General features: G+C 75.0%; 23 protein-coding genes. 11 read left to right on the top strand and 12 right to left on the bottom strand.

All coding sequences use genetic code 11. The features are described from left to right. Nucleotides 1-15 precede the first annotated feature (15 nt). Nucleotides 16-1,167, bottom strand: coding sequence for an MBL fold metallo-hydrolase (locus ACFUVW_RS00875; RefSeq protein WP_430569455.1), 1,152 nt, complete (start codon nt 1,165-1,167; stop codon nt 16-18). Between the two features lie 234 nt (nt 1,168-1,401). Here ACFUVW_RS00875 and ACFUVW_RS00870 point away from each other — a divergent pair, with 234 nt between their 5' ends. Genes ACFUVW_RS00870 through ACFUVW_RS00855 form a run of 4 tightly spaced genes read left to right on the top strand, consistent with a single transcriptional unit; the run spans nt 1,402 to nt 6,528 of the window. Beyond that, on the top strand, nt 1,402-3,414 hold the full coding sequence (locus ACFUVW_RS00870) for a primary-amine oxidase (protein WP_430569454.1): 2,013 nt from the start codon (nt 1,402-1,404) through the stop codon (nt 3,412-3,414). Nucleotides 3,415-3,416: 2 nt separating this feature from the next. Continuing rightward, nucleotides 3,417-3,980, top strand: coding sequence for a hypothetical protein (locus ACFUVW_RS00865; RefSeq protein ID WP_430569453.1), 564 nt, complete (start codon nt 3,417-3,419; stop codon nt 3,978-3,980). A gap of 59 nt (nt 3,981-4,039) precedes the next feature. After that, the gene (locus ACFUVW_RS00860) at nt 4,040-4,855 is read left to right on the top strand and encodes a MoaF C-terminal domain-containing protein (protein ID WP_430569452.1); all 816 of its coding nucleotides are present in this window, start codon (nt 4,040-4,042) and stop codon (nt 4,853-4,855) included. After that, the gene (locus tag ACFUVW_RS00855; protein ID WP_430569451.1) at nt 4,852-6,528 is read left to right on the top strand and encodes an amidohydrolase; all 1,677 of its coding nucleotides are present in this window, start codon (nt 4,852-4,854) and stop codon (nt 6,526-6,528) included. The genes ACFUVW_RS00860 and ACFUVW_RS00855 overlap by 4 nt, the downstream gene beginning before the upstream one ends. 12 nt (nt 6,529-6,540) lie before the next feature. Here ACFUVW_RS00855 and ACFUVW_RS00850 read toward each other — a convergent pair whose 3' ends face one another. The 4 genes from ACFUVW_RS00850 to ACFUVW_RS00835 form a co-directional block, all read right to left on the bottom strand. Further along, nucleotides 6,541-7,707, bottom strand: a complete 1,167-nt coding sequence (locus tag ACFUVW_RS00850) for a hypothetical protein (protein WP_430569450.1) — start codon at nt 7,705-7,707, stop codon at nt 6,541-6,543. A gap of 79 nt (nt 7,708-7,786) precedes the next feature. Beyond that, nucleotides 7,787-9,004, bottom strand: a complete 1,218-nt coding sequence (locus ACFUVW_RS00845; RefSeq protein ID WP_430569449.1) for an MFS transporter — start codon at nt 9,002-9,004, stop codon at nt 7,787-7,789. 99 nt (nt 9,005-9,103) lie between these two features. After that, nucleotides 9,104-9,634, bottom strand: coding sequence for an SRPBCC domain-containing protein (locus tag ACFUVW_RS00840; RefSeq protein ID WP_430569448.1), 531 nt, complete (start codon nt 9,632-9,634; stop codon nt 9,104-9,106). After that, the gene (locus ACFUVW_RS00835) at nt 9,588-9,938 is read right to left on the bottom strand and encodes an ArsR/SmtB family transcription factor (protein WP_430569447.1); all 351 of its coding nucleotides are present in this window, start codon (nt 9,936-9,938) and stop codon (nt 9,588-9,590) included. The genes ACFUVW_RS00840 and ACFUVW_RS00835 overlap by 47 nt, the downstream gene beginning before the upstream one ends. 243 nt (nt 9,939-10,181) lie before the next feature. On the opposite strand from ACFUVW_RS00835, the gene ACFUVW_RS00830 reads away from it, so the two are divergent. From ACFUVW_RS00830 to ACFUVW_RS00815, 4 genes are all read left to right on the top strand, one after another. Further along, on the top strand, nt 10,182-11,846 hold the full coding sequence (locus ACFUVW_RS00830; RefSeq protein WP_430569446.1) for a thiamine pyrophosphate-binding protein: 1,665 nt from the start codon (nt 10,182-10,184) through the stop codon (nt 11,844-11,846). Nucleotides 11,847-11,887: 41 nt separating this feature from the next. Continuing rightward, complete coding sequence (locus ACFUVW_RS00825; protein WP_430569445.1) at nt 11,888-12,112, top strand: hypothetical protein; 225 nt, start codon at nt 11,888-11,890, stop codon at nt 12,110-12,112. A 106-nt stretch (nt 12,113-12,218) separates the two neighbouring features. Next, nucleotides 12,219-13,709 (top strand): DUF222 domain-containing protein, encoded by a 1,491-nt coding sequence (locus ACFUVW_RS00820; protein ID WP_430569444.1) that lies wholly within the window; start codon nt 12,219-12,221, stop codon nt 13,707-13,709. 517 nt (nt 13,710-14,226) lie between these two features. Continuing rightward, a complete protein-coding gene (locus ACFUVW_RS00815) occupies nt 14,227-14,838 on the top strand; it encodes a nitroreductase family protein (protein ID WP_430569443.1) in 612 nt (203 codons plus the stop codon). Between the two features lie 16 nt (nt 14,839-14,854). On the opposite strand, the gene ACFUVW_RS00810 is transcribed toward ACFUVW_RS00815, so the two are convergent. From ACFUVW_RS00810 to ACFUVW_RS00795, 4 genes are all read right to left on the bottom strand, one after another. Further along, the gene (locus ACFUVW_RS00810) at nt 14,855-15,421 is read right to left on the bottom strand and encodes a dihydrofolate reductase family protein (RefSeq protein WP_430569442.1); all 567 of its coding nucleotides are present in this window, start codon (nt 15,419-15,421) and stop codon (nt 14,855-14,857) included. A 90-nt stretch (nt 15,422-15,511) separates the two neighbouring features. Next, nucleotides 15,512-16,240 (bottom strand): alpha/beta fold hydrolase, encoded by a 729-nt coding sequence (locus ACFUVW_RS00805; protein WP_430569441.1) that lies wholly within the window; start codon nt 16,238-16,240, stop codon nt 15,512-15,514. Continuing rightward, entirely contained in the window at nt 16,237-16,740 is a 504-nt protein-coding gene (locus ACFUVW_RS00800; RefSeq protein ID WP_430569440.1) for a GNAT family N-acetyltransferase, read from the bottom strand. Before ACFUVW_RS00800 ends, ACFUVW_RS00805 begins: the two co-directional genes overlap by 4 nt. A 26-nt stretch (nt 16,741-16,766) precedes the next feature. Continuing rightward, the gene (locus tag ACFUVW_RS00795; protein WP_430569439.1) at nt 16,767-18,659 is read right to left on the bottom strand and encodes an FAD-dependent monooxygenase; all 1,893 of its coding nucleotides are present in this window, start codon (nt 18,657-18,659) and stop codon (nt 16,767-16,769) included. Nucleotides 18,660-18,789: 130 nt separating this feature from the next. On the opposite strand from ACFUVW_RS00795, the gene ACFUVW_RS00790 reads away from it, so the two are divergent. After that, nucleotides 18,790-19,494, top strand: coding sequence for an IclR family transcriptional regulator (locus ACFUVW_RS00790; RefSeq protein WP_430569438.1), 705 nt, complete (start codon nt 18,790-18,792; stop codon nt 19,492-19,494). Nucleotides 19,495-19,507: 13 nt separating this feature from the next. Here ACFUVW_RS00790 and ACFUVW_RS00785 read toward each other — a convergent pair whose 3' ends face one another. Further along, entirely contained in the window at nt 19,508-20,326 is an 819-nt protein-coding gene (locus ACFUVW_RS00785) for an SDR family NAD(P)-dependent oxidoreductase (protein ID WP_430569437.1), read from the bottom strand. Nucleotides 20,327-20,369: 43 nt separating this feature from the next. Then, entirely contained in the window at nt 20,370-21,116 is a 747-nt protein-coding gene (locus ACFUVW_RS00780; protein WP_430569436.1) for an SDR family NAD(P)-dependent oxidoreductase, read from the bottom strand. A 212-nt stretch (nt 21,117-21,328) separates the two neighbouring features. On the opposite strand from ACFUVW_RS00780, the gene ACFUVW_RS00775 reads away from it, so the two are divergent. Beyond that, nucleotides 21,329-22,783 carry an APC family permease gene (locus ACFUVW_RS00775; RefSeq protein ID WP_430569435.1) on the top strand — a complete coding sequence of 485 codons (1,455 nt, stop codon included), beginning with the start codon at nt 21,329-21,331 and terminating at the stop codon, nt 22,781-22,783. A gap of 111 nt (nt 22,784-22,894) precedes the next feature. Here ACFUVW_RS00775 and ACFUVW_RS00770 read toward each other — a convergent pair whose 3' ends face one another. Then, nucleotides 22,895-24,322: an aldehyde dehydrogenase family protein gene (locus tag ACFUVW_RS00770; protein WP_430569434.1), complete on the bottom strand. Its 1,428-nt coding sequence runs from the start codon at nt 24,320-24,322 to the stop codon at nt 22,895-22,897. A 222-nt stretch (nt 24,323-24,544) separates the two neighbouring features. Between ACFUVW_RS00770 and ACFUVW_RS00765 the strand changes: the two genes are divergently transcribed. Then, nucleotides 24,545-25,414 (top strand): hypothetical protein, encoded by an 870-nt coding sequence (locus tag ACFUVW_RS00765; RefSeq protein WP_430569433.1) that lies wholly within the window; start codon nt 24,545-24,547, stop codon nt 25,412-25,414. The last annotated feature ends 34 nt before the right edge of the window (nt 25,415-25,448 follow it).

Raw genomic sequence — 25,448 nt, 5'->3', positions numbered from 1 at the left:
GCCCCGCGACCCCGCCTAGCGTCGGGGCCGTACCGGCAGCCGCATCAGCTCGCGCGCGCGGACCACACGCCCGTCGAAGTGCCGCCGCGCGCGGGACACCCAGCGCCCGTCCGGCACGGTCCCCTCGGCCCCGGGCGCCAGGTGGCTGAGCACCAGCAGGCCCGCGCCCGCCGCCTGCGCGACCCGGCCGACGTCCTCGGTGGTGGTGTGCGACTGCTCGAGGTGGCTGAGCACCACCTCGGGCGTGCCGACGCTGCGGTAGTGGTCCAGGTCGATCGCCTCGTGCACCAGGACGTCGGCGCCGCGGGCGAGGCGCACCACGTTGTCGCTCCGGGCGGTGTCGCCGGAGAACACGACGGAGCCGCCGTCGGTGTCGAACCGGAACGCGAACGACGGGAAGACGGGCCCGTGCGGCACCAGCACGGCGCTGACGCGCACGCGGTCGTCCTCGTACACCGCGAACGGCTCCATCGCGGGCGCGGTGTCGCCGAGCGGGTCGGCGCCGACGTCGGGCACGTCGATCTCGCGCACGTCGATCAGGTCGCGCACGTCGGGGATCCCGGAGTCGCGCAGGAACACGTTGGTCGAGTACGCGTGCGCCTCGATGCTCTTGCGCGTGAGGGTCGCGAGGCCGGGCGTGGGGTCGTCGGGCGCGACGGTCGGCACCTCGCCGCCCCCGAACGCGGGCGGCAGGGCGCCGGCCGGCCCGGGGCCGACCACCGGCACCGTCGTCGTGAGGCCCGCGTCGCCGCGGCCGTCCCCGTCGCCCCACCCGCCGAGCAGGAAGAAGTTGTAGTAGTCGGCCAGGTGGTCGGCGTGCAGGTGGGTGATGAAGATGCCGGCCAGGTCGGGCAGGGCCAGCCCGGCCCGGTTGTACTGGGTCACGGCGCCGCGGCCGCAGTCGACCACGTAGTTGCGCCCGTGCACCCGCAGCACGGTCGAGATGCCGGCGTGCCCGCTCTCCACCGGCGGGCCGGCCGCGGTCCCGAGGACGACGAGCGCCACGCCCGTGTCGTCGTGCGGGCCGCCGCCCGCCGTGGTCGCGCCCGCGGCGCCCGCGGTGCCCCAAGAGGCCGCGGCCGCGGCCGTGCCGATCGCCCCCGCCCGGAACAGTCCACGGCGGGACAGCCCTGCGGTGCCGGGGGCGCGGTCGTCGTGCTGGGTCATGGTGCTCCTTCGACGTCGTCCGTGTCCGGCGCGTCGTCGCGCCGCCCCCTCGATGCTCGCCGCGCGCGCCCCCGGACGCTGGTCCCCGCGCGCACGCCCGTTGACCGCGCGGGCACGCCCGGCGGCCCGCACGCCACCCGTTCCCGCTCGGTCAACCCCTGAGCGCCCACGGTCATGACCCGCGCCCCGCGCCCGGCCACACTGGGCGGACCGACCGCGAGACCGAGGACCCCGATGACGCACCTCCCCGACACCACGCACACCCACGGCGCCCGCGTGAGCACGCCCGTGGACGCCGCCCATCCGCTGGACCCGCTGACGGCGGACGAGATCGCGGCCGCGCGGGAGGTGCTCGCCGCCGCCGGGCTGCTCGGCGAGACCGTCCGGGTGCCGCAGCTGCTGCCGGTGGAGCCGTCCAAGGAGGAGGTCGCCGCGTGGGAGCCCGGCGCGTCGCTGGACCGGAGGGTGGTCGCGACCCTGCTGGACCGCGCCACGGGCGCCGCGGCCGAGGCCGTCGTCTCGGTGACCCGGCGCGAGGTCGACCGGCACGAGCCGCTGGGCACCGACCGGCCCCCGTACGGCCAGCCGCAGTACCTGTTCGAGGAGTACGACGCGGCGGCCGAGATCGCCAAGGCGTCGCCGGAGTGGCGGGCCGCGATGCGCCGCCGGGGCCTCGACGACCGGGTGGAGCATGCGTTCTGCGCCCCGCTCGCCCCGGGCTTCTTCGGGCGCGAGGACGAGGTGGGCCGGCGCGTCATCCGCTCCCTGACGTTCCTGCGCGACCACCCCGACGACAGCCCGTGGGCGCACCCGGTCGAGGGCCTCATCGTGCACATCGACCTCACCGAGGGCCGGGTGATCCGCGTCGAGGACGACGGCGACGTGCCGGTCCCCGCGGCGTCGGGCGACTACTCGCTCGCCGCGCAGGGCCCGGCCCGCACGTCGCTCAAGCCGATCGAGATCACGCAGCCGGAGGGGCCGAGCTTCGCCGTCGACGGCAGCGAGGTGACGTGGGAGAACTGGCGCTTCCGCGTGGGCTTCAACGCGCGCGAGGGCCTGGTGCTCAACACCGTGACCTTCCGCGACGGCGACGAGGACCGGCCCGTCATGCACCGCGGCAGCGTGCCCGAGATGGTCGTGCCCTACGGCGACACGACGCCCACCCGGTTCTGGATCAGCTACTTCGACGCCGGCGAGTACCTGCTCGGCAAGAACGCCAACTCGCTCGCGCTCGGGTGCGACTGCCTCGGCGTCATCCACTACTTCGACGGGTTCGTGGCGGACGACCACGGCCACCCGGTGAAGATCCCCCAGGTCGTGTGCATGCACGAGGAGGACTACGGGATCCTGTGGAAGCACACCGACCTCGCGGGGAAGGCGGAGGTCCGCCGCAGCCGCCGCCTGGTGATCAGCTACTTCGCCACGATCGGCAACTACGACTACGGCTTCTTCTGGTACCTGTACCTCGACGGCACGATCCAGGTCGAGGCGAAGGCCACCGGCATCGTCTTCGCGGGCGCGGGCGTGCCCGGTACGGCGAACCCGCACGCCCCGGAGATCGCGCCCGGTGTCTTCACGCCCGTGCACCAGCACCTGTTCTGCGCGCGCCTCGACATGGCCGTCGACGGCGAGGACAACACGCTGCACGAGGTCGACGTCGTCGGCATCCCCACCGGCGAGGACAACCCGTACGGCAACGCGTTCACGTGGCGCAGCACGCCCCTGACGCGCGAGTCGGAGGCCGCGCGCCTCGCCGCCCCGGCGTCGGGCCGGGTGTGGGAGGTCGCCAGCGCCCACCGCTGCAACCACGTGGGCAGGCCGACCGCCTACCACCTGGTGCCGCAGGGCGGCCCGGTGCTCATGGCGCAGCCCGAGTCGACCGTGCACGGTCGTGCCACGTTCGCGACGAAGCACCTGTGGGCCACCGCGTTCGACCCCGCCGAGCGCTTCCCCGCCGGCGACTACCCCAACGCGCACGCCGGCGGCGCCGGCCTGCCCGCCTGGACCGCCGCCGACCGCGACCTCGACGGCACCGACCTCGTGCTCTGGCACGTGTTCGGCCCCACCCACGTGCCGCGGCCCGAGGACTGGCCGATCATGCCGGTCGACTACTCCGGCTTCACCCTCAAGCCCTACGGCTTCCTCGACCGCAACCCCGCCCTCGACCTGCCCGACGGCGCGGCGTCGCACTGCGCGCCCGCCGCGGCGGAGGGCGGCGCCGGGTGCGGGTGCGGCTGCGGAGGCTGACCGTGCTCGCGACCCCGGCGTCCGCCCTGCACTGGGCCTCGTTCGCCCTGGCTGCGGCCGCGGTGGCCTGCGGCCTGCGCCGCCGGCACGGTGACCGCGCGGGCGTGGGCGTCGCCGCCGTGACCGGCGTCGTCATGCTCGCCGCGATGGCGGACACGGCCGCGGGGGCGATGCTGCTCGGCCCGTGGACCCCGCTCGCGTGGACCGGCGTTCTGCTCGCCGCCGGCATCGCCGCCGCGTGGGCGGGTCGCCGTGCCACGCACGCCCCGGACGGCCCGCACGACGACGCCGCCGCAAACGCCGAGGCTCCGCTGCACCTGCTGCACGTCACGTGCCTTCCGGTGATGGCCGCACTGACCGCCGCGATGGCGCAGCACGCCACGGCCCCCGCCGGGCACCACGGTCACGGGGGCGCGCTCACCGCCGTCGCGCTGGTCTCGGCGGCCGTCCACGTCGCCGCCGGCTGCGGCGTCACGCTCGGGCGCCGTCGTCGGCGGCTCGACCGCACCGAGGCGCTCGCCGGGGCCGGCGCGGTGGCCGCCATGGCCGGCGCGGCGGTGCTCTGACCCACCAGACCCACGACACGACCCACGACCAGATCCACGAACCCGGAATCGAGGACCCCATGCCCGAATCGTTCATCTCCGTCGGCGCGCTCGGCGACGGCTTCGCCGCCGACGCGAACATCCTCGAGCCCACCCACGACCTGGACGGCAGGTCGTTCGCGCTGGAGCTCGAGGGCGAGCACGCCACGCTCACCCTCGGGGACGGCGTCGCCCGGTACTCGGGCGCCGTCGAGACGCCCGAGATCCCCGTCCGCGTGACGTCCGTGCGCGACGGCGTCCACCTGGTCGACGGCGTCGTCGCGACCGCCGACGGCACGACGTCGACGACGGCGGTGCTCGACACGGACGCCGGCCTCGTGACGCTGGTCGAGGGCGCGCTGCCGTCCGACGCCGTGCGCGCCGAGTCCGCGTACACGCGGGTGCAGCGCGGCGACGAGCCGACCGGCGTCACGGTGCGGATCCGGCACGGTCGCGTCGCGGGGTCGACGGCGCCCCTGCACGCGCCGACCACCGAGCTGGTGGGGCTCCGCAACCGGTACACCTACTCGCCGAACGAGGCGTACGAGCACGTCTACCTCACCCCCGACCTCTACACCTGGCACTGCCTGCAGGGCGTCGAGAAGGGGCTGGCCGACACCGACCGCTGCCACCACGTCGCCCTCCGGGACCGGCTCACGCTGTTCGTGTGGCGGGAGAAGATCGTGCCGACGCTCGGGCTGATCCTCGTCGACCTGGAGCGCATGAAGACCGACGGCAAGATCTTCGGCAACGACGGCTTCGACACCACGACCTTCGTGAACTTCCCCGTCGGCGCGCGCGCCGAGGTCCTCAACGTGACCGACCACGCCCTCGACTCCGCACGGGTGGAGGCATGACGGGCGAGCGCGACGGCGGCCCGGCCGACCTCGTCGTCGAGAACGCCCGCGTCTGGACGGGCGAGCCGTCCGCGCCGTGGGCCACCGCGTTCGCCGTCCGGGGCGGCCGACTGCTCGCCGTCGGGGACGACGCGGCCGCCCGCGGGCACGCCGGCCCCGGCACGCAGGTGCGCGACGCCGGTGGCGCGTTCGTCATGCCCGGCCTGGTGGACGTGCACAACCACCACGCGTTCGCGGGCCGCAGCGACCTCTTCGAGCTGTCGCTGCGGCCGGGCGCCGACGTCGGCGAGATCCTCGACGCCGTCGCCGCCCACGCCGCGGGGCTGCCCGAGGACGCGTGGGTGGTGGGCGGCGCCTGGGGCAGCAACCGGCGTGGCGAGATCTCCTCGGAGTCGGTGCGGCTCAAGCTCGACCAGGCGGCCGGCGGCCGGCCGGTGCTGCTCATGGAGGACTCGCGGCACAACCGGTGGGCCAGCACGCGGGCGCTCGAGCTCGCGGGCGTCACCGCGACGAGCGACCCGGGCCCGGGCGGCGTCGTCGAGCTCGACCCGGTGAGCGGGGCGCCCACCGGCGTGCTGCTGGAGTCCGCCGGCCTCGCCGTCGAGGCCGCGCGGGCGCGCAGCAACCCGCTCGGCCCGGACGAGCACCGGCGCGCGTCGCGGCGCGGCGTCGAGATCCTCAGCAGCCACGGCATCACGGCGTTCCAGGACGCCGCGGCGTCCCACGAGATCCTCGCCGCGCTGCGCTCCCTCGACGAGGCCGGCGAGCTGGACGCCTGGGTGGTCTCGTCCCTCACGGTGAACGACCCGATCTTCGGGTTCGACGCCGTCGGCGACGAGCTCGTGTGGGGCGGCGAGAAGTACCGCACGGCGCACCACCGGCCGGACTTCGTCAAGATCTTCCTCGACGGCGTCCCGCCCGCGCGCACGGGCGCGTTCCTCGAGCCCTACCTGCCCGACGACGAGCACGGCGCCGACGTGTGCGGCGCGACGGCGCTCGACCCCGACGAACTCTACGGCTGGCTGCGCCGCACCGCGGAGCACGGCCTGTCGGCCAAGGTCCACTGCTCCGGCGACGCATCGGTCCGCCTGGTGCTCGACACCGTCGAGCGGCTGCGGGGCGAGGGGTTCACGGAGCCCCGGTACCAGGTGGCGCACGGGCAGTTCGTGGCGCCGGACGACCTGGCCCGGTTCGCCGCGCTGGGCGTGGCCGCCGACATCTCGCCCTTCCTGTGGTTCCCCGGGGTCATCTCGGACGCCATCGCCGACGTGCTCCCCGCCGACCGGGCGAGCCGCATGCAGCCCAACAGGGCCCTGCTCGACACGGGCGCGCTCGTGGCGGGCGGCTCGGACTGGCCGGTGTCGGAGTCGCCGAACGCCTGGGAGGGCATCCAGGGCCTGGTGACGCGCGCCGACCCGCTCGGCCGCTTCCCCGGCACCCTGTGGCCGGAGCAGGCGCTGCGGCTCGACGAGGCGGTCACGGCGTTCACGCTCGGCGGTGCGACGGCGATGGGGCTCGGCGACGAGACCGGGTCGCTGCGGGCGGGCAAGTCGGCCGACTTCGTGGTGCTCGACCGCGACCCGTTCGCGACCGACATCGAGGACGTCGTGCACACCACCGTCCTGGAGACCTGGTTCGCCGGGCGGCAGGTCTTCGAGCGGGACGCGTCGTAGGGCGTCGCCGGGTCAGCGCCAGTGCCTGGAGGGGTCGGCGACCCGCTCCAGGTGCCGGACCGGGACGCGTGCCGCACGCGCCCCCGCCTCCAGCGCGGTGAGGGTCGCCTCCACCCGGTCGGTCGGGTGGGTCCACAGGTCCGCGAGCGCATACCCCGAGGCGAAGTCGCCGTCCGCGTGCAGGCCGCGCCGCTGGGAGCGGGTGGCCCGGGCGGCGACGACGGGCAGGTCGTGCAGCACCAGCGCGACCCGGGTGCGCGAGTGGCCGGGGACGTACGTCGGGTGCAGGACGAACGGCGGCTGGTGGAAGCCGGTGCGCTCTCGTCGGCTCTTCCAGGACGTGATCTGCACGTCCTCGACGACGAGGACGTCGGCGACCTCGTCCCAGCCGATCCCCAGCCCGCCGCGCGTGACGACGCCGCTCTCGGTGACCGCCAGGTCGATCGCGTCGGCGCCGCGCCGCAGCAGCACCGGGACCGCCTGCATCGCCAGCACGATCCCCGCCACCAGGAGGACGGCGGAGAGCGTCGGCACCACGACCCGGAGCACGGGCCCCTCCACCTCCGTGAAGAACCAGTCGCCGAAGGCGCCGGACCACTCGGGGTAGTCCCACGCCCAGGTGTCGACGGACGGGCTGGACCACCTCAGCCACAGCTGCTCCAGGTACGCCAGCAGGACGTACCCGACGAGGAACACCACCGGCAGCCCGAGCACGAGGTACAGCGCGGCCCGGGAGATCAGGTCGGCCTGGCCGCGCGGCGAGGAACGCAGCACGGGCGCGTCCGGGTCGGCGAGGTCGGGAGGATCGGCGACGTCGACGGCCGCCGGCTCGTCCGCCGCGCGTGCGCGGCGGCGGCGAGGGGCGCCGCGGAGGCGCCGGAACCGGACCTCCGGGCGCAGCCGCTCGAGGACGAGACCGTTGAAGGGGACGAGCGCGACCCACAGCGCGAGCGCGACGGCGGCGAGGATGAACGGCGCGGCGACGAGCCACCCCCACCCGCCGTCCCGCGCCAGCCACACGAGGGCCGAGACGCCGAGGCCGGCGAGCGCCAGGGTCACCAGCTTGGCGACGACGACTCCCCAGGCCTCGGCGACGTAGTAGCCGGAGCGTTCGGTCAGGTGGCGCTCGATCGGGGAGGCGGGGGTGGCGGCGCGCTCGGGCTGCCGGGATCTGGCCAACTGCGTGCCTCCGCGGGACGTCACGTGGGGGTCGCGCGGACCCGCGCGGCGCCCGGACCTGCGCGGGCATCCGTCGATCCTAGTCGCGGGCGGGCTCGCGGCCTCCCTCGCGCGCCACGAGGCGCCCGCCGTTGAGCACCACGGAGCAGCCGAGCGCGGCCACCAGGCACACGGCGGACACGGCGATCATCAGCCCGTAGCCGCCGGTGGCCTGCGTCATCCAGCCCGCCAGGACGGGGCCGAGCGCGAAGCCGCCGCCGATCATGAGGTTGGTGGCGTTCATCGCCTGCGGCCCGCCCAGCTTCGAGACGCTGCCGAGCAGGTAGGGCAGCACGAACGTCCACGCGAACTTGAACAGCACGGCGGCGACGGCGAACCGCAGCAGGGCCGGGGCACCCAGCAGCAGGAGCACGGAGACCGCCATCCCGCCGAGGCCGAGAACCTGGAACAGCGCCCGGTAGCGGCTCTCCCCCAGCGCGGTCGCGACGAGCGCGGAGACGATGCCCGCCGCCGTCGCGACGGACAGGACGAGGCTGGTGGGGCCGGCCGCGTTGCCGGCGTCGGCCGAGATCTGCCCCATGAAGGACCACACCCCGCTCAGGGCCAGGTAGAACAGCATGATGGCGGCCAGCCCGGCCGCGAAGCGGCCCGCCGAGCCCGCCCCGACGCGGACCGCGTCGGCCGCGGGCCGCGCCAGCGACATGCCCCGCAGCAGCGGCACGAACGGCAGGCACGCCACGGTGAGCCCGCCGAGCGTCCAGTAGATCGCGGCGACGTCGGTGCCCGCGTACAGCGACGGGAAGAGCGCGAGGATCAGCGCGCCCATCGCGAGCTGGGCCACGACGAAGATGCCGAACGCGCGCCCGGGGTTCGTCGTCCGGGGGCTGAGCGAGAGCAGCACCACCGTGATCGAGCCCGCCGCCAGCGACGTCACGACCCGTACCGCCAGCAGCGTGCCGAAGTCCGTGACGAACCCGGAGGCGACCTGGCCGGCGGCCGCGACCACGGTGCACACGGTCACCGAGACCGTGAGCGGCACGCGCGTGAGCCACAGGAACGCGGGCACCGTCGCCAGGCTGAACGCCCCGAGCTCGGCCGAGAACAGCAGGCCCGTCTGCGCGGGGTCGATCCCGTACTTCTCGATCAGCGGGCCCGCGATCACCGGCGCCACCAGCAGCACCGTGTACAGCACGGCGGAGAAGACGCCGACGAACAGGTAGATCTGCCGGCTGCGGGGGTGCAGCGGGTCGGTCGCTGGACCGGTCGTGGGGTCGGTCGTGGCGGGGTGCGTGGTCATGGGCGCCTCCTTGCGTCGCACGGCTCACCCCAGGGTCGGGGAGCGCGGCGCGCGGGGGCTTGCCCGTCGGTGCACGGTGCTTGTCGCTGCAGGACGGCATCACGCCGATGCCGCGGCCACCTCCGCGAGGCGGCGCAGGTCGAGGCCCCACCCGCCGGTGCCGCCGACGGCGTCGCGCATCCCCTCCCAGCCGGCCCCGTGCCGGTCCAGGTGACGGTGCTCGAGGACCACGCGGGTGCGGCGGGCGTCGAGGGCGGTGAACACCAGGTGCACCTCGCTGCACCGAGCCGGGTCGGTCTCGAGCTCCCACCGGGCGGTGATGTTCCAGCTGAACGCGAACGCGGCCGGGCGGTCGAAGACGAGCACCCGGCCCCACGTGCACCGCTCGCCCGCGGGGTTGACGTCGGTGAGCGCACCGCCCACCCAGGGCTCCACGAGCATCTCGCTCGTGTCGTCGAGCAGGTGGTGGGTGGGCTCCCACCAGTCGGTCATCCGCAGCGTGAACACGTCGAATACGTGCTCGACCGGGGCGGCGACGTCCACGGCGACGGACACCGTGGCGGCGTCCGTCTCGGGTCGGGGCTCAGGTCGGGCCGGGGGTCGGGTCGGGGGTCGGGTCGGCGTGGTCATGGAAGGTCTCCTCTGCGACGGCGGCGAACGAGTCGAGCGAGCGACGCCAGAACAGGTCCAGGTACTCGCGGAGCATCGCGAGCCCCTCGGGGTCGGCGCGGTAGACGCGGCGGGTGCCGACGGCCTCGTCGGCGACCAGCCGGGCGTCCTTGAGCACCCGCAGGTGCTGCGAGACGGCCGGGCGGCTCACGGGCAGCCCGGCGGCGAGCTCCCCGACCGACGACGGCCGGGCAGCCACACGCTCGAAGATCTCGCGCCGTGTGGGGTCCGCCAGCGCGGCGAACCCTGCTATGTCAGTAGCCACTTACGGTAAGTTACGCCTGACACTGGGGCCGCGCAAGGCCCCGCACGAGATCGCGCACCGCGCGTGGCTATACTCGCGGCGTCGAGGCGGACTCGCGCCGCCTTGCGCTCGAAAAAGGGGCGCACGGCAGCCCGGTCGCCGGCAGTCTCCACTGCTCAGCCAGCACGTCGGACCCGGCGTCGGGACCGCACGGGACACATACGGACGCACGCCACATCCGTCACTGTTCCCCTGGAGGCCCCCGTGCCCACCGTGTCCGCCCACGTCGCCCGCACCCTCGCCCAGCACATCGACCACGTGTTCGGCGTCATGGGCAACGGCAACGCCTGGTTCCTCGACGACGTCGAGCGCACCACCCCCGCCCGGTTCACCGCCGTCCGCCACGAGGCCGGCGGCGTCGTGGCCGCCGACGCCTACTTCCGCGCGTCCGGCCGCATCGCCGCCGCGACCGTCACCTACGGCGCGGGCTTCACCAACACCCTCACCGCGCTGGCCGAGGCCGCGCAGGCCCGCGTGCCGCTCGTGCTGCTCGCGGGCGACGAGCCGACGTCGGGCCCGCGCCCCTGGGACGTGGACCAGATCGCGCTCGCCGCCGCCGTCGGCGCACGCACCTATACCGTCGGGCGCGCGGACGCCGCCGCGACCACCGTGATCGCGATCGAGCACTCCCTCACCTACCGCGTGCCCGTCGTGCTGGCGATCCCCTACGACGTCGCCGCGCTCGAGGCCGGCCCGGTCCCCGAGGCCCCCGAGCCCGCCCTCCCCGGCCCGCTCGCGCCCGCCGGGCCGTTCGACGCCGCCGCGATCACCGAACTCGCGCGCGCCCTTGCCCAGGCCGAGCGGCCGCTGCTGCTCGCGGGCCGCGGCGCCTGGCTGGCCGGCGCGGGCGAGGCGCTGGGCGAGCTCGCCGCCGCGACCGGCGCCCTGACGGCGACGACGGCGCTCGGCCGCGGCGTCTTCCCCGACGGCCGGTACGACCTCGGCGTCGCCGGCGGGTTCGGCGCGGACGGTGCGATGGCGCTGGTGCGCGAGGCGGACGTCGCCGTCGTCGTGGGCGCGTCGCTCAACCAGTTCACGATGCGGTTCGGCGAGCTCTTCTCCCCCGGCACCCGCGTGGTCCAGGTGGACGTCGCCCAGGCCGCGACGCACCGCCACGTCGGCTCGTTCGTCCGCGGCGACGCCACGCTCGTGACCCGCGCGCTGCTCGACGAGCTGCGCGCCCTCGGCGCCGCGCCGTCGGGCTGGCGCGACTCCGTGGGCGTCGCCGCCGCCCGCACCTACGACACCGGCCCCGCGGACGGCCTCGCCGCCGACGGGCGTCTCGACCCCCGCGGCGTCGCGAGCCGCATCGGCGCGCTGCTGCCCGCCGACCGGGTGGTCGTGTCCGACGGCGGCCACTTCATCGGTTGGGCCAACATGTACTGGCCCGTGGCCTCGCCCGACCGGATGATGATGGTCGGCACCGCCTACCAGTCCATCGGCCTCGGCTTCCCCAGCGTCGCCGGCGCGGCCGCCGCCCAGCCCGACGCCACCGTGGTCCTCACGACCGGCGACGGCGGCGGGCTCATGGCCCTGGCCGACCTCGAGACGGCGGTGCGCACCGCCGGCGGCCGCGGCGTCGCCGTCGTGTGGAACGACGCCGTCTACGGCGCCGAGGTGCACGTCTACGGGCGCCAGGGCCTCGCCGAGGAGCCCATGCGCATCCCCGAGACCGACTTCGCCGCCCTCGCCGCCGCCGTCGGCGCCGAGGGCGTCGTCGTGCGATCCCTGGACGACCTCGACCGCCTCGGGTCGTGGGCCGCCGAGCCCGTCGACCAGCGCCGGTTCCTCATGCTCGACTGCCGGGTGTCGCCCACGGTCGTCGCCCCGTACCAGGAGGAGATCCTGCGGGTGAACCGGACCCGCTGAAAGGACGTGCCCGGCGCCACCGCCGTCGCTAGCGTGCGGCCATGGCGACGATGCGGATCGAGCTGCGCGCCGCGGACCGGGCCGAGGCCCGGCGGATCGTGCACGCCTACGGCGACGGCGGCCGGCACCGGCCCAGCGACGACGCCGTGCTGGCCGAGGTCGAGCGGCACGGGCGCACGGCAGCGGGCCTCCCCGAGTGCGTGGGGATGACGAACGGCCAGCCGGTGTACCTCAAGTCCGACGTCGAGGTGTATCCCGAGGTCTGACCGCCGGGACGCCGGCCGCGAGCCGGCCACAGAGTCCTCCACAGGGTTTCCCCCAGATCGAACGTCTGTTCGACTCTTTGTCGGTGGCGGCTGGTTGGCTTGGTCCATGACGACGCGCCAGGGCACCGCCGCCTCGCGGCTGGATGCTGCGTTGGATGCTGCCGGGGATGCGCAGGTCGCGGTGAACGTGGCGGCGGGGCGTCGTACGGTCGCGCTGGCTGAGGCGCTCGCGGCGGTGACGGCGGCCCCGGAGGCGATGCTCGACGTCGCGGTGGAGCGTGTCGGGCCGGCGACGGCTGATCGCCGCGGTTCGGTGGCGCACCGGGCGTTGGTGGCGGAGGTGGCGTGCGCGCTCGGGGTGAGCGAGCACGTCGCGCAGGGGTGGCTCGCGGACGCGGACGTCCTGGCCACGCAGGCGACCGCCACGTTGGACGCCCTGTGCGCGGGGGTGATCTCGTACCAGCACGCGACCAAGCTGGCTGACGCGGTCGCGGACCTGCCCGGCTCGGTCGCGGCGCAGGTCGAACAGGCGGTGCTGGGCCGGGCATCCGGCCTGACGGCGGCGCGGTTCGGTGTCCTGGCCCGCGCGGCCCGGGACCGGCTGCACCCCGTGCCGGCGGAGGTCCGGCGTGAGGCCGCGCAGCTGCGGGCGGACGTGTGGGTCGACGACGGCGCCAACGGGATGTCCTGGCTGACCGCGCACTTGCCTACCCCGGTCGCGCGTGCGGTGCACGACCGCCTGACCCGCACCGCCACGAGAGCAAAGGCGTCCGGGGATCCGCGCGGGATCGGGCAGCTGCGCGCCGCCGCCGCCCTGACCGCGCTCCTGCTCGACGACGCCAGCCCTCCGCACGCCACGACCGCCGCGCCCGGCCGGGCACCCGATCCTCAGGCGATGCCAGGCAGCACCCCGCCCGACGCGCTCCCACCCGATCCGCTGCCGGACCCGCTGGCCACGCTGGCACGCAACATCCGGCCGGTGGTGCACGTGACCGTCCCGGTCACCACGCTCACCGGTCACGGTGAGAGTTCCGGGCTGCTGGACGGCAGCATCCCGATCGACGCGGAGACAGCCCGCCACCTGGTCGCGCGCGCCCCGACGCTGCGGCGCGTGCTGACCGACCCTGTCACCGGGGCGTTGCTCACCGTGGACCGGCGCAGCTACGTCGTGCCCGCGGACCTGCGCGCGTTCCTGACCCAGCGCGACCTGACCTGCCGGTTCCCCGGCTGCCGCGTGCCCGCACGCCGCTGCGACGTCGACCACACCACGGCCTGGGCCGAGGGCGGGGCCACCGACGGGGGCAACCTGGCCCACCTGTGCCGCAAGCACCACACCCTGAAGCACGAGTCGCGCTGGCAGGTCGAACAGCTCGACCACGGCGTCCTCGCCTGGACCTCGCCCCGCGGCCGCACCTACCTCACCAGCCCCGGCACCGCCGACCACGCCATGGACCGCCTCGACGAGTGGGCCACCGAGGCCACGCGTGTCCGCGAGCCGCGGCCTGAACCTCTCACCGGCGCACCGCCCCGCGAGCACGACCGGGGCGCGGCGTCGTCGGCCCCAGCCATGAGCGACGACGGCGACCCTCCGTTCTGAGCCGACGAGCGTCGTTGCGAGGAAGCTCCGCTCCTCCTAGCGTCAAGAGTGGAACACCGAAAGCTCTCGCCCAGCGGGGGCCGTCGCGCGTCGCCAGACCGCTCCGTCGTCAGGCCCCCGGAACGCCGCCACCAGCGGCGGCACCCACCCCGGGCCGACCGGACAGGAGGGGCGTGATGATGAACACCGCCGTCGTCGACGCGCGGATCGAGAGAATCCTCGACGCCGCGGGCCGCGCTCCCAGCGTCCACAACACCCAGCCGTGGCATGTGGACGTCCGGGGCAACCGCCTCCGGGTCCGGGCCGACCCGTCGCGACAGCTGCACCACGCCGACCCGCACGGCCGGGAGATGTACCTCAGCTGCGGCGCCTTCCTCTTCAACGCGGTGACGGCCGCGCGACGCGAGTCCCTGACGGCCCGCACGTCGTCCTGCCCGACCCGGAGGACCAGCGCCTCGTCGCCGAGCTCGAGCTGTCCGCCGGGGCGAGCCCGACGACTGACGAGCTCGGCCTGTCGGTGGCGATCCAGCGCCGCGCGACGTCCCGCGTGCCGTTCGACGACCGGCCTGTCGCTCCCGACGTCCTGCGGGCGATCCGCGCGGCCGCCCGCACCGAGGGCGGCGAGCTGCGGTTCGTCCACCCGTCCGACCCCGCACGGGCGGAGGTCCTCGAGCTCGTCCGGCGCGCCGAGCGGCAGGCAGGCGCAGATGCCGGGCTGCGCGCCGAGGAGGCGGCCTGGACAGCCGCCGACGGCGCCCGGCGGGACGGCATCCCGTACGAGCTGTTGGGGCCCGCCCCCGCCGACGACCGCGCGCCGGTGCGGCGGTTCCGCCACAGCACGGGCCACGCCCGGTTCGAGCAGCGCTCCACGATGGCGGTGCTCACGACGCCCGGGGACACCGTCCGGGACTGGATCGGCGCGGGGCTCGCGCTGGAGCACCTGCTGCTCGTCGCGACCGGGTACTTCGTCCACGCGTCGTTCGCGACGACGGCGCTGGAGAACCCCGTCACCCGTGATGGCCTGCGCGCGGCGCTCTCGCTCGAGGCCGCGCCGCAGATGCTCATGCGCTTCGGCTACTGCCTACGGCCGCGGCGGGCACCGCGTCGCCCGACGGCCGAGTTCACCTGACCTGACTGACGACCCGTCAGTCCGTGCCGGGCGGCCCGTCCAGCACGGTCGGGGCGTACTCGAGCAAGGTCAGCCGGCCGTCGAGGGTGCGACTGTCGAGGAGCTCGAGCCGGACGTCGGGCCAGCCGTCGTACAGCCGGTCGTGACCGGTGGCGCCGTTGACGACCGGGAAGACGACCACGCGGACACGGTCCACCAGCCCCGCCCGCAGCAGCGAGCGCGCGAGTCCGGGGCTGCCGATGGTCCGCAGCGCGACGTCGTCCTGCTTCATCGCGCGCACGGCCTCGACGGCGTCGCCCGAGACGAGCGTGGTGTTCGCCCACTCCAGCGGCTCGGTGAGGGTGCGGGAGAACACGACCTTGCGGCGGGCGGTGACCTCGGCCATCTCTTCCTCGCCGGTCTCGGCGAAGCCCGCGAACAGGCGGTACGTCGTGGCGCCCAACAGGATCGTGTACTCCTGCCGGCCGTCCTCCTCGAGGAACGCGAAGTAATCGGGCCCGCCCATCCCCCACAGCCCCGGCCACCCGTCGGCGGACCCGAATCCGTCGAGCGAGGTGATGTAGTCGATCATCAGGTCGGCCATCGCGAGGCCCTCCTCGGCCGCTGGGCGCTTCCTGGTCGCCCACCAGTATCGGCGCGACGCTGCGGCGTCGCGCGCGGGCGGCAGACCCGGTCAGCCCGGCAGGGACGCACGGAGCGCCGTCATGAACGCGTCGTAGTGGCTGTACCAGACGGAGTGCGCGGCCCCCGGCACGTCGCGCACCACGACGCCGGCCCGCCGCAGCGCGGCGGCGTCCTCGTCGTCGACGTACGCGCTCGGCCGCGCGCGGATCACGACGGCGCCCGCCGGGAGGGGCCACGCGCCGTCGGCGGACGAGGCGACGGCGGCCGCGGTCTCGGGGTCGAACGCTTCCGCCGCCGCGGCCTCGACGCGCACCTCCTCGGCGCCGTAGTGCGGGCGGGTGCGACGGAGCTCGTCCTCGGTGCGGGTGCGCCGGTCGCGGGCGTAACCCGCGAGCAGGGCCGCCCGGTCGACGCCCCCGCGAAACCGCGGGACGGCGTCCACCAGGATCGTGCGCGCGGGCCGGAGCTCCACGCGCGCGGCAGCCAGCACGACGCCGCCGTACGAGTGCCCGACGGCGACCGCGGGCGTCCCGGCCGACCGGGCACGGAGGGCAGCGACGACGGAGGCGGCCGCCCTCGGGACGGTCAGGGCGGGATCAGGCGCGGAGCGACCATGCCCCGGAAGGTCGGGGGCCAGGACGCGCCACCCGTCGTCCGCGAGCGCGGCGCCGACACGCCGCCAGCTGTCGCTGGACCCCATGAACCCGTGCAGCAGCACCACCGTGCGGTCGCCGCGGCCCCACTCGCGCACGTGCAGCGGCGGCAGGCCGTCGGTCATGCCGTGGCGTCGATCCAGTAGCGCCGCTTCGTCTCTGTGCCGAAGGTGCGCACGTCCTCCAGCACGCCACCGCAGGCCTCGATCACGGCCGCCGAGCCGGCGTTGTCGTCGTCGCACGTGACCAGCACCCGCTCGACCCCGCCGGCGGCCAAGAGCGTGACGGACTGCCGGAGCATCGCCGTCGCGTAGCCGTGACGGCGATGCTCGGGCGCCACGGCGTAGCCCACGTGCCCGCCCACCTCGCACAGGTACTCGGTGAGCTCGTGGCGCACGGAGACCCGGCCCACGAGGACGCCGTCGACGTCGGCCACGAGGAAGTCGCACCGGACGCGACCGGGCGCCAGGTCGTCCCCGCGAGCCTCGCGCGCCACCACGGCGAGGATGTCGTCCCAGGTGCCGTCGTGCTGCAGGAACGTGAACCCGTCCGCCGCGAGCTGGTCGTGCATGCGGCGCAGCGCGGTCTCGTCGTCGTGGCGTGGCGGCCTGAGCGTCAGCGGCATGCCGCCGATGATCCCATCGACGACCGTCAGCGGCCGACGAACACCCCCGCGAAGAACTCGGCTAGCTCGTCGGTGGCGTCGAGCGGCAGCACGTGGGCCACGTACTGGTCGGGGCGCACGACGACGACCACGCCGTCGCGGGACAGCCCGCGCTCGGCGAAGATGTCGTCCGCGGTCCACACGGTGGGGCCGGCGGCGTACACCTTCTCCCAGTCCGTGAGGCCGAGCGGGCCGGTCCGGGGTCGGAACACGTCGGGCACGTCCGCGAGGTCGACGTCCTGGAAGGCCTGCTGGTAGACGACCTTGACGTCGAAGACGGCGTCGACGTCGGCTCCGGCGGGCGTGAACCGGGACACGGGGGACTCGTCCGAGGCGAGCCACGCCGCGAACCTGTCCAGGGCGGAGCCCTCGCCGGGTGCGGCGGCGTCGGCGAACGCGTAGACCCGCCACCGGCCGTCGGCCTTGGCGTGGTGGCCGAGGTGCACGGCGTTGCCGTCGCACACCCGCGTGACCTCGGCGGACTTGAACCGCTTGCCGAGCGGGAACCCGGTGGCCAGCTCCTGGTGGGCGTCGGTCCCCACGATCGCCGAGGGCCCGTACTGGGTCATGAACCCCGAGGGGAACTCGGACGTCGCGAGGTAGTAGTGGGCCAGCTCCTGGGGGTCGGAGATCTCCTCGGGCTTGCGGGCCATCAGGCTCGACCACTCGCGGTCGAAGTCGATGAGCTGCTGCGCCACGGGCTGCCGCTCGGCGGAGTAGGTGGCGAGCAGCGACTCGGGGCTGAGCCCGGTGAGCACGGACCCGAGCTTCCAGCCCAGGTTGAACCCGTCCTGCATGGACACGTTCATCCCCTGCCCCGCCTTGGCGCTGTGGGTGTGGCAGGCGTCGCCGGTGAGGAAGACGCGCGGGGTGCGGTGCTCCTCGCCGTCGGGCACGTCGTCGAACTTGTCGGTCACGCGGTGGCCGACCTCGTACACGCTGTGCCAGGCCACCTCCCTGACGTCCAGCGCGTAGGGCGTGAGGATCTCGTTGGCCCGGCGGACGATCTCCTCGATCGGCGTCTTGCGCACGCGGTGGTGGTCGTCCGGGGCGACCTCGCCGAGGTCCACGTACACGCGGCAGAGGTACCCGCCCTCGCGCGGGATGAGCAGGATGTTCCCGGCCTCGGAGTTGATCGCGCACTTGGTGCGCCAGTCGGGGAAGTCGGTGTTGACGAGCACGTCCATCACGCCCCAGGCGTGCGCCGCGAACTGGCCGACGTGCCTGCGGCCGATGGCCTCGCGCACCGCGCTGCGGGCGCCGTCGCACCCGGCGACGTACTTGGCCCGCACGACGCGCTCCTCGCCCGCACGGTCCCCCGCGACGTGGCGCACCCGCACCTCGACGGGGTACTCGTCGCCGTCGTGCACGGTGAGGCCGAGGAACTCGACGCCGTAGTCGGGCACGATGCGGGCGGGGCCGAGCGCGGCGGCCTCGGCGAAGTAGTCGAGCACCCGCGCCTGGTTGACGATGAGGTGCGGGTACTCGCTGATCTTGAGGCCGTAGTCCTCGGTGCGCGTGGTCCGGACGATGTGCTTCGGGTTCTCCGGGTCCGGGCCCCAGAAGTTCATCCAGCCGATGTTGTACGCCTCGGCGACGATGCGCTCCGCGAAGCCGAACGCGTCGAACGTCTCGACGCTCCGGGGCTGGATGCCGTCGGCCTGGCCGAGCACCAGCCGTCCCTCGCGCTTCTCGATGATGCGGGTGGTGACGCCGGGGTACCGCGACATCTGCGCGGCGAGCAGCATGCCCGCCGGCCCCGACCCGACGACGAGGACGTCGACCTCGTCGGGCAGCTCGTCGGGCCGGTCCACGCCGGTGCCTGCGGGCGGCAGCACCCGCGGGTCGCCGGAGACGTAACCGTGGTGGTGGAACTGCACGAGCTCTCCTCATCGTCGTCGATGCGCCGTCCGACCTCCGTGTCGGGCGTGGCGTCCGCTGCGATCGTGTTCTATATTCGAACACATCGTTCTACTATTGAATGCAGCGTAACCCACCGGAAGGACGACGATGCCCGACGCCGGCCCCCCGCCGTCACAGACCCTCAGCCGCGGCATCCGGATCCTGGAGGTCCTCGCCGACGCTCGTGCGCCCCTGACCATCGACGACGTCGCCGGGCTGCTCGGCGTGCACCGCTCCATCGCCTACCGGCTGCTGCGCACGCTGGAGCACCACGGGCTCGTGGCGCGCGACGCGAACGGCGGCGTCGCGCTGGGCGCCCGCATGGCGGCGCTGGCCGCCGGCGTCGCCCACGACCTGCAGGCGGAGGCGCTGCCCGAGCTCACCGCCGTCGCGAACGAGCTGGGGATGACCTGCTTCCTCGCCGTCCTCGACCACGACGAGTGCGTGACGCTCGTCAGCGTCGAGCCGCGGCACGCCGTCGCCCCCGTGGCCCAGCGTCCGGGCACCCGGCACCCCGTCACGGTGGGCGCGCCCGGCAAGGCGATCCTCACGCTGCTCCCGCAGGCGCAGTGGCCCGCCGGGTCGCCGGACGCGCTGCGCGCCACCGTCGCGGAGGCCGCGGAGCGCGGCTTCGCCACCAGCCACGACGAGGTCATCCCCAGCCTCGAGTCGGTAGCGGTGCCGCTGGCGCTGCGCGGGCGCGGGCCCGCCGCCGTCGCCGTCGTGCACGTCGCCAGCCCGATCGACCACGAGCAGATCGCCGCTCGCCTCACGACGTCGGCCGCCGCCGTGCGGGAGGCCCTCGGCGGCTGAGCGCTACGGCGCGCTACGGCGCGGCGGTCTCCGGCGCGAACGCGACGGTGGGCAGGTCGACGACGTGCGCCCCGCCGTCGACGACGAGCACCGAGCCCGTCACGTACGACGACTCGTCCGACCCGAGGAACCGCACCACCGACGCGATCTCCGCCGGCTCGGCGGGCCGGCCGAGGGGCACGTCGCGCGTCACGGTCGCGTACCCCTCGTCGCGGGTGGCGAGCCCGCGCAGGTCGGCGAGCTCGTCCATCTCCTGGTCCGCCATCGGCGTGCGCACCCAGCCCGGGCACACGGCGTTGACCCGCACGCCCTGGCGCCCGTAGTCGCGGGCCAGCGTGCGGGTGAGGCCGATCAGGGCGTGCTTGCCCACCGTGTACCCCGCCACGCCCGGCCCGGCGAACAGGCCCGCGAGCGAGGACACGACGACGACCTGGCCGCGGGCCTCGACCAGCGCGGGAAGGCACTCGCGCGCGGTCGTGAACGCCGTCGTGAGGTTGGCGCGCAGCGCGGCGTCCCAGGCGGCGTCGTCCGTGTCGAGCACCGTGGCGTAGCCGTGCCCGCCCGCGTTCGCGACGAGCACGTCGATCCGCCCGAACCGCTCCAGCACCGTCCGCACGGCCGCCCGTGCGGACGCGGAGTCCGCCGCGTCCGCCACGACGGCCACGCCGCCGACGGCCTCGGCCACCCGTCGCAGGGGCTCCTCCCGCCGGCCCAGCACCGCGACGCGCGCGCCCTCCGCGGCGTACCGCTCCGCCACAGCGGCACCGATGCCGGTGCCACCGCCGGTGATCACCACGACCTTGCCCTCCACCGTCGACCCTGCGTGTGCCATCTCGCTCCTTCCCGGCGCCCACGCGCCGTCCTCTGCGTCGTCGTCAGGCGGGGAAGCCCGACCGCGCCCCGTAGCCGAAGTCGCTCAGCAGGGCCGTGCCGTTGACCGCCCGGGCGCGCGGGGAGCACAGGTACGCCACCGCCGACGCGACCTCCTCCGGGCGCTGCACCGGGAACCCCGCGCCGTCGAACCCCGCCCCTGCGTCGATGCCGAGGTCCCCGCGGCTCATCGGGGTGTCCACGACCGACGGGCACACCGCCACCACGCGCACGTCGGGCGCAAGGTCGACCGACGCCGCCCGCGCGAGCTGCAGCACCGCCGCCTTCGAGGCGCAGTACGGCGCCATCCCCGGCGCGGCGACGAGCGCGGAGTCGCTGGCCACCAGCACGACGACGGCGTCCCGCCCGCGGCGCAGCAGCGGCGCCGCGGCGCGCAGCAGCAGGAAGGTGCCCGTCGCGTTCACGTCCAGCACGCGCCGCCACTGGTCGGCGGACACCGCGTCCAGCGGCGTGCCGACCGGGCCCGACACCCCGTGGCAGCCCACCACGGCGTCCAGGCCGCCGAACCTGCGTTCCGCGGCCCCGACTGCCGCCGCGAGCGCCGTCTCGTCCGTGACGTCGGCGGCCACGGCCAGCGTCCGGTCGGGGTCGAGCCCGTCCACGTCCGGCCGTCGCAGGTCGGCCAGCACCAGCCGGCACCCCTCCGCCGCCAGCGCCCGCGCCGTCGCCCGCCCGATCCCGCCGGCCGCGCCGGTGACCAGCACGACGCGCCCCTCGAACCCCAGGTCCATCGGCCCTCCGTCGTCCCGGCGACGCCCGTCGTCGCCCCGCCCGACCATCCTGCGGCGCGACGACGGCCCCGGTCAGGACGGCGAGGGCCGCTCTGCGCCCGGACAACAGGGGTGTGCGCGCTGCGGCAAGCCCACCCCGCGGGCCCGGGCGAAGAATCAGCGGCTGAAGCAGTTCGTCCGTCCACAGGCACATCGCAGGCAAGGGAGCCCCCGTGAGCACTGCCGCCCCCACCACCGGCCCGACCACCGCGCTGCGCCAGGGCGCGCTCGGCGTCGCCGGCATCGTGTTCCTCGTGCTCGCCGCGGTCGCGCCGCTGACGGGCATCGTCGTGGTCGCCTCCCTGGCGATCGCCCTCGGCAACGGCGGCGGCACGCCGATGTCGTTCTTCCTCGTCGCCGCCGTGCTGCTGCTGTTCGCCGTCGGGTACGCGCAGATGTCCAAGCAGCTCGTCAACGCGGGCGGCTTCTACGCGTTCGTCGTCAAGGGCCTCGGCCGCACGGGCGGCCTCGTCGCGGGGTTCGTCGCTACGCTCGGCTACAACTTCTTTGTCGTCGGCACGATCGGCACCAGCGGCTTCTTCATGCAGACGATCATCGGCGACCTCACCGGGTTCGACCTGCACTGGTACGTGTGGGGACTGGTGTCGATCGTCGTCTGCTTCCTCATGGCGCGCACGGGCGTCGACTTCAGCTCCAAGGTGCTGGGCGTGGCCCTGGTGCTCGAGGTGCTCATGCTCGTCGTCTTCGACGTCTCCGTGCTGGTGCAGACCGGCTACGACGTCTCCGCCTTCAGCGCCGAGTCCATCCTGTCCGGCTCGCTGCCCATCGGCCTGCTGCTCGCCGCCACCGGCTTCCTCGGCTTCGAGGCCACCGCCCTGTTCAGCGAGGAGGCGCGCGACCCGCTGCGCACCATCCCCCGCGCCACGTACACGGCCATCGTCGCGATCGGCGTCATCCTCGGCGTCACGACCTGGGCCGTGGTGAGCGCGACCGGCGTGGAGCAGGCGCAGCAGACCGCCCTGGACCACCTCGAGGCCGGCGACCTGATCTTCTCCCTCTCGCAGACGTACCTGGGCGGCCCGCTCACCACGGTCATGCAGGTGCTGCTGCTGGTCAGCCTGTTCGCCGCGATGCTCGCGTTCCACAACTCCGCGACGCGCTACCTCTACTCGCTCGGCCGGGCGAAGGTGCTGCCGCAGGCCCTGGCCCGCACCCGCGCCAACGGCGCCCCGCAGCTCGCCGGCGTCGTGCAGGCCGGGTTCGCCGCCGTCGTCGCCGGGCTGTTCGCCCTGGCGGGTGCCGACCCCATCGGCACGCTCGTGCCCGCCATGCTCGGCTTCGGCACCCTCAGCGTGCTCGTGCTGCAGGGGCTCGCCGCGCTGTCGATCGTCGTGCACTTCCGCCGCACCCAGGACCCGCGCACGTGGAGCACCCTCGTCGCGCCGGGGATCGGCTTCCTCGGCCTGCTGGGGATCGTCGTGATGGCGGTGGCGAACTTCGACATCGTCGCCGGCTCCGACGCGCCCGCCGTCCGGATGCTGCCGCTGCTGCTCGTGGTGGCGCTGGTCGGCGGCATCGCCTACGCCGCCCACCTGCGCAGGAACCGACCCGCCGTCTACCAGGGCCTCGCCGACGACCTCGAGCGGTTCAACGTGCACGCCCGCTGAGCGCCGCGGGCAGCACGACGAAGCGGTTCCTCCCCGTCACGCTCGGTGACGGGGAGGAACCGCTTCGTCGTCGGTGGTCGTCGGTGGTCGTCGGGGTGGTGCGGACCGGGGTCAGCCGCTGATGACCTGCGGCACGGCGACGGACTTCAGCCCCTCGACGCCGAACTCCAGGCCGTACCCCGACGACTTCACGCCGCCGAACGGCACCATCGGGTGCAGCCCGCCGTGGCCGTTGATCCACACCGTGCCGGCCTGCAGGCGGGCGGCGACGGCGCGCGCCTCGTCCCGGTCGGCCGACCACACCGACGCGCCCAGCCCGACGTCGAGCCGGTTCGCCGACGCGACGGCGTCGTCCACGTCGGTGTACCGGATGACGGGCAGCGCGGGGCCGAACTGCTCCTCGTCGACCAGCGGCACGCCGTCGGCGACGTCGGCGACGATCGTGGCGCGGTAGAACAGCGGGCCGAGCTCGGGCGCCGGCTCCCCGCCGACGACGACGCGCGCGCCGCGACCCCGCGCGTCGTCGACCAGGCGGGAGACGATCTCGAGCTGCTGCGCGTTCTGCAGCGGGCCCAGCACGTTGTCCTCGTCGAGGCCGACACCCATCGGCGTCGCGGCCGCGAGCGCCGCCAGCTCGGCGACGACGTCCTCGTACAGCGAGTCGTGCACGTAGAGCCGCTTGAGCGCGGCGCACGTCTGGCCGGTGTTGATGAACGCACCCCAGAACAGGTCCTGCGCGACGGCCTTCGGGTCCGTGCCGGGCAGCACGATGCCGGCGTCGTTGCCGCCGAGCTCGAGGGTGAGCCGGGCGAGGTTGCCCGCCGACGCCTCCACGATCCGCCGGCCGGTGGCGGTGGAGCCGGTGAACATCACCTTGTCGACCCCCGGGTGGGCGGCCAGGCGCGCCCCGACCTCGCGGTCGCCGGAGACGGCGGTCAGCACGCCGTCGGGCAGGACGTCGTTCAGCACGGCGACCATCGCGAGGACGCTCAGCGGGGTGTGCTCGCTGGGCTTCGCCACCACGGTGTTCCCCATCCGCAGGGACGGCGCGATCTGCCAGACGCCGATCATCATCGGCCAGTTCCACGGGCCGATGGCACCGACGACCCCCACGGGCCGGTACACGAGCTCGGCGTGGGCCGACTCGTCGTCGACGAGCACCTCGGGCTCCAGCGGCGTGGTCGCGGCGGCGCGCAGCCAGGCGGAGCACGCACCGACCTCGAAGCGGGCGTTCGGTCCGTTGAGCGGCTTGCCCTGCTCGCGCGACAGCAGGCGCGCGAGCGGCTCGGCGTGCGCGTCGATCGCGTCGGCGGCCTCCAGCAGCAGCGCGCTGCGCCGCTCGTGCCCGAGGGCGGCCCACGCCGGCTGGGCGGCGCCCGCCGCCGCGAGCGCGGCGTCGAGGTCGGCGACGGTGTGCTCGGGGGCACGGCCGATCACCTCCCGCGTGGCGGCGTCGAGGATCTCGCGACCCTCGCCCGCGGGCGGCTGGACGCGGTCGAGCAGCGTGCGCTCGTCGAGCGCCTGGGTGGGTCCGGACATCAGCGTCTCCCTCGGCAGTGGTGCGTCGTGCGGGCGGCGCCGCACGCGCGGCACCGGTCCCGCCATTCTCGGGACGCACGCCCCCGGCGGACTTGTCGCGCAGCGCACCGTGGATGTCGCAGGGGGCACGGTCGCCTGGCAGAACCGTCGATGCGCATGCATGGTGGCTCAGGGCGACCAGGAGCATCGGAGCCCGCCGTCGTCACGTCAGCGAGGTGTCCCGTGAGCTCACGACCGATCGCCCCCGCCCGCGCCCGCCGCGCCGCCGGGTCGCGCCGACGCCTCGCGGCGGCCGGCGTCTGCGCCGTCCTGCTCGCCCCGCTCGGCGCCGCCCCCGTGGCCGCCGCGCCGCAGGCTCCCGAGCGCTCGGGACAGGTCGCGCAGCCCGCCCAAGGGCCGCTGGCCCTGCGGATCGGCCCGCAGAAGAGCTCGTCCGCGACGCTCCGGGCGTTCCTGAGCTGGGCGCGCGCGTACGGGTTCCGGGTCTCGGAGCACCCGTCGTACGGCGGCGTGACGCGCGGGGCGCACTCGCGGAACTCCTGGCACTACGACGGGCTCGCGGCGGACCTCAACTACGGCCCCGCGGGGGCGCCCGCCTCGGAGCGCACCCGCGTGCGGTTCGCGATCAAGGTCGCGGACTCGATGGGCCTGGGCGTGATCTACGCGCGCGACGGCACGGTCGGCTCGGCCGCGGGCCACCGCAGCCACATGCACGTGGACGTCGGGACGACGTCGAACTACGGCAGGGGGCTCGTGCGCGCACCGGCGGGCTCGCGCACCACGCAGCGGCTGCAGCAGGTGGCACATTTCCCGCTGGCCCAGAGGGACAACCTGTGGGGCACCAACACGGACCAGCGGCTGCAGGCGATCCGCGCCGCCTCCCGCATGCACGGCGGGAAGTTCCCCTACGGCGTGAAGACGGCGCAGCGCGCGGTCGGCGTCACCGCCGACGGGAAGTGGGGCCCGAAGTCCCGCGCCGCGCACGACAAGGCCGTCGCCGCCCTGCAGCGGGTGGTCGGCGTGTCCGCCACCGGCACCTGGGGCCCGGTCACCGAGCGCACCTACCTGAGCGTGCGCAAGAAGCTGCGGTGACCGGGCCGGTGTCGAGGCCGTGAGCCGGCCGCCG

The organism is Isoptericola sp. NPDC057391 (assembly GCF_042668085.1).
Classification (GTDB): Bacteria; Actinomycetota; Actinomycetes; order Actinomycetales; family Cellulomonadaceae; genus Isoptericola.
The sequence above is the reverse complement of the archived record's forward strand: the minus strand, read 5'-3'. Positions and strand labels throughout refer to the sequence as shown.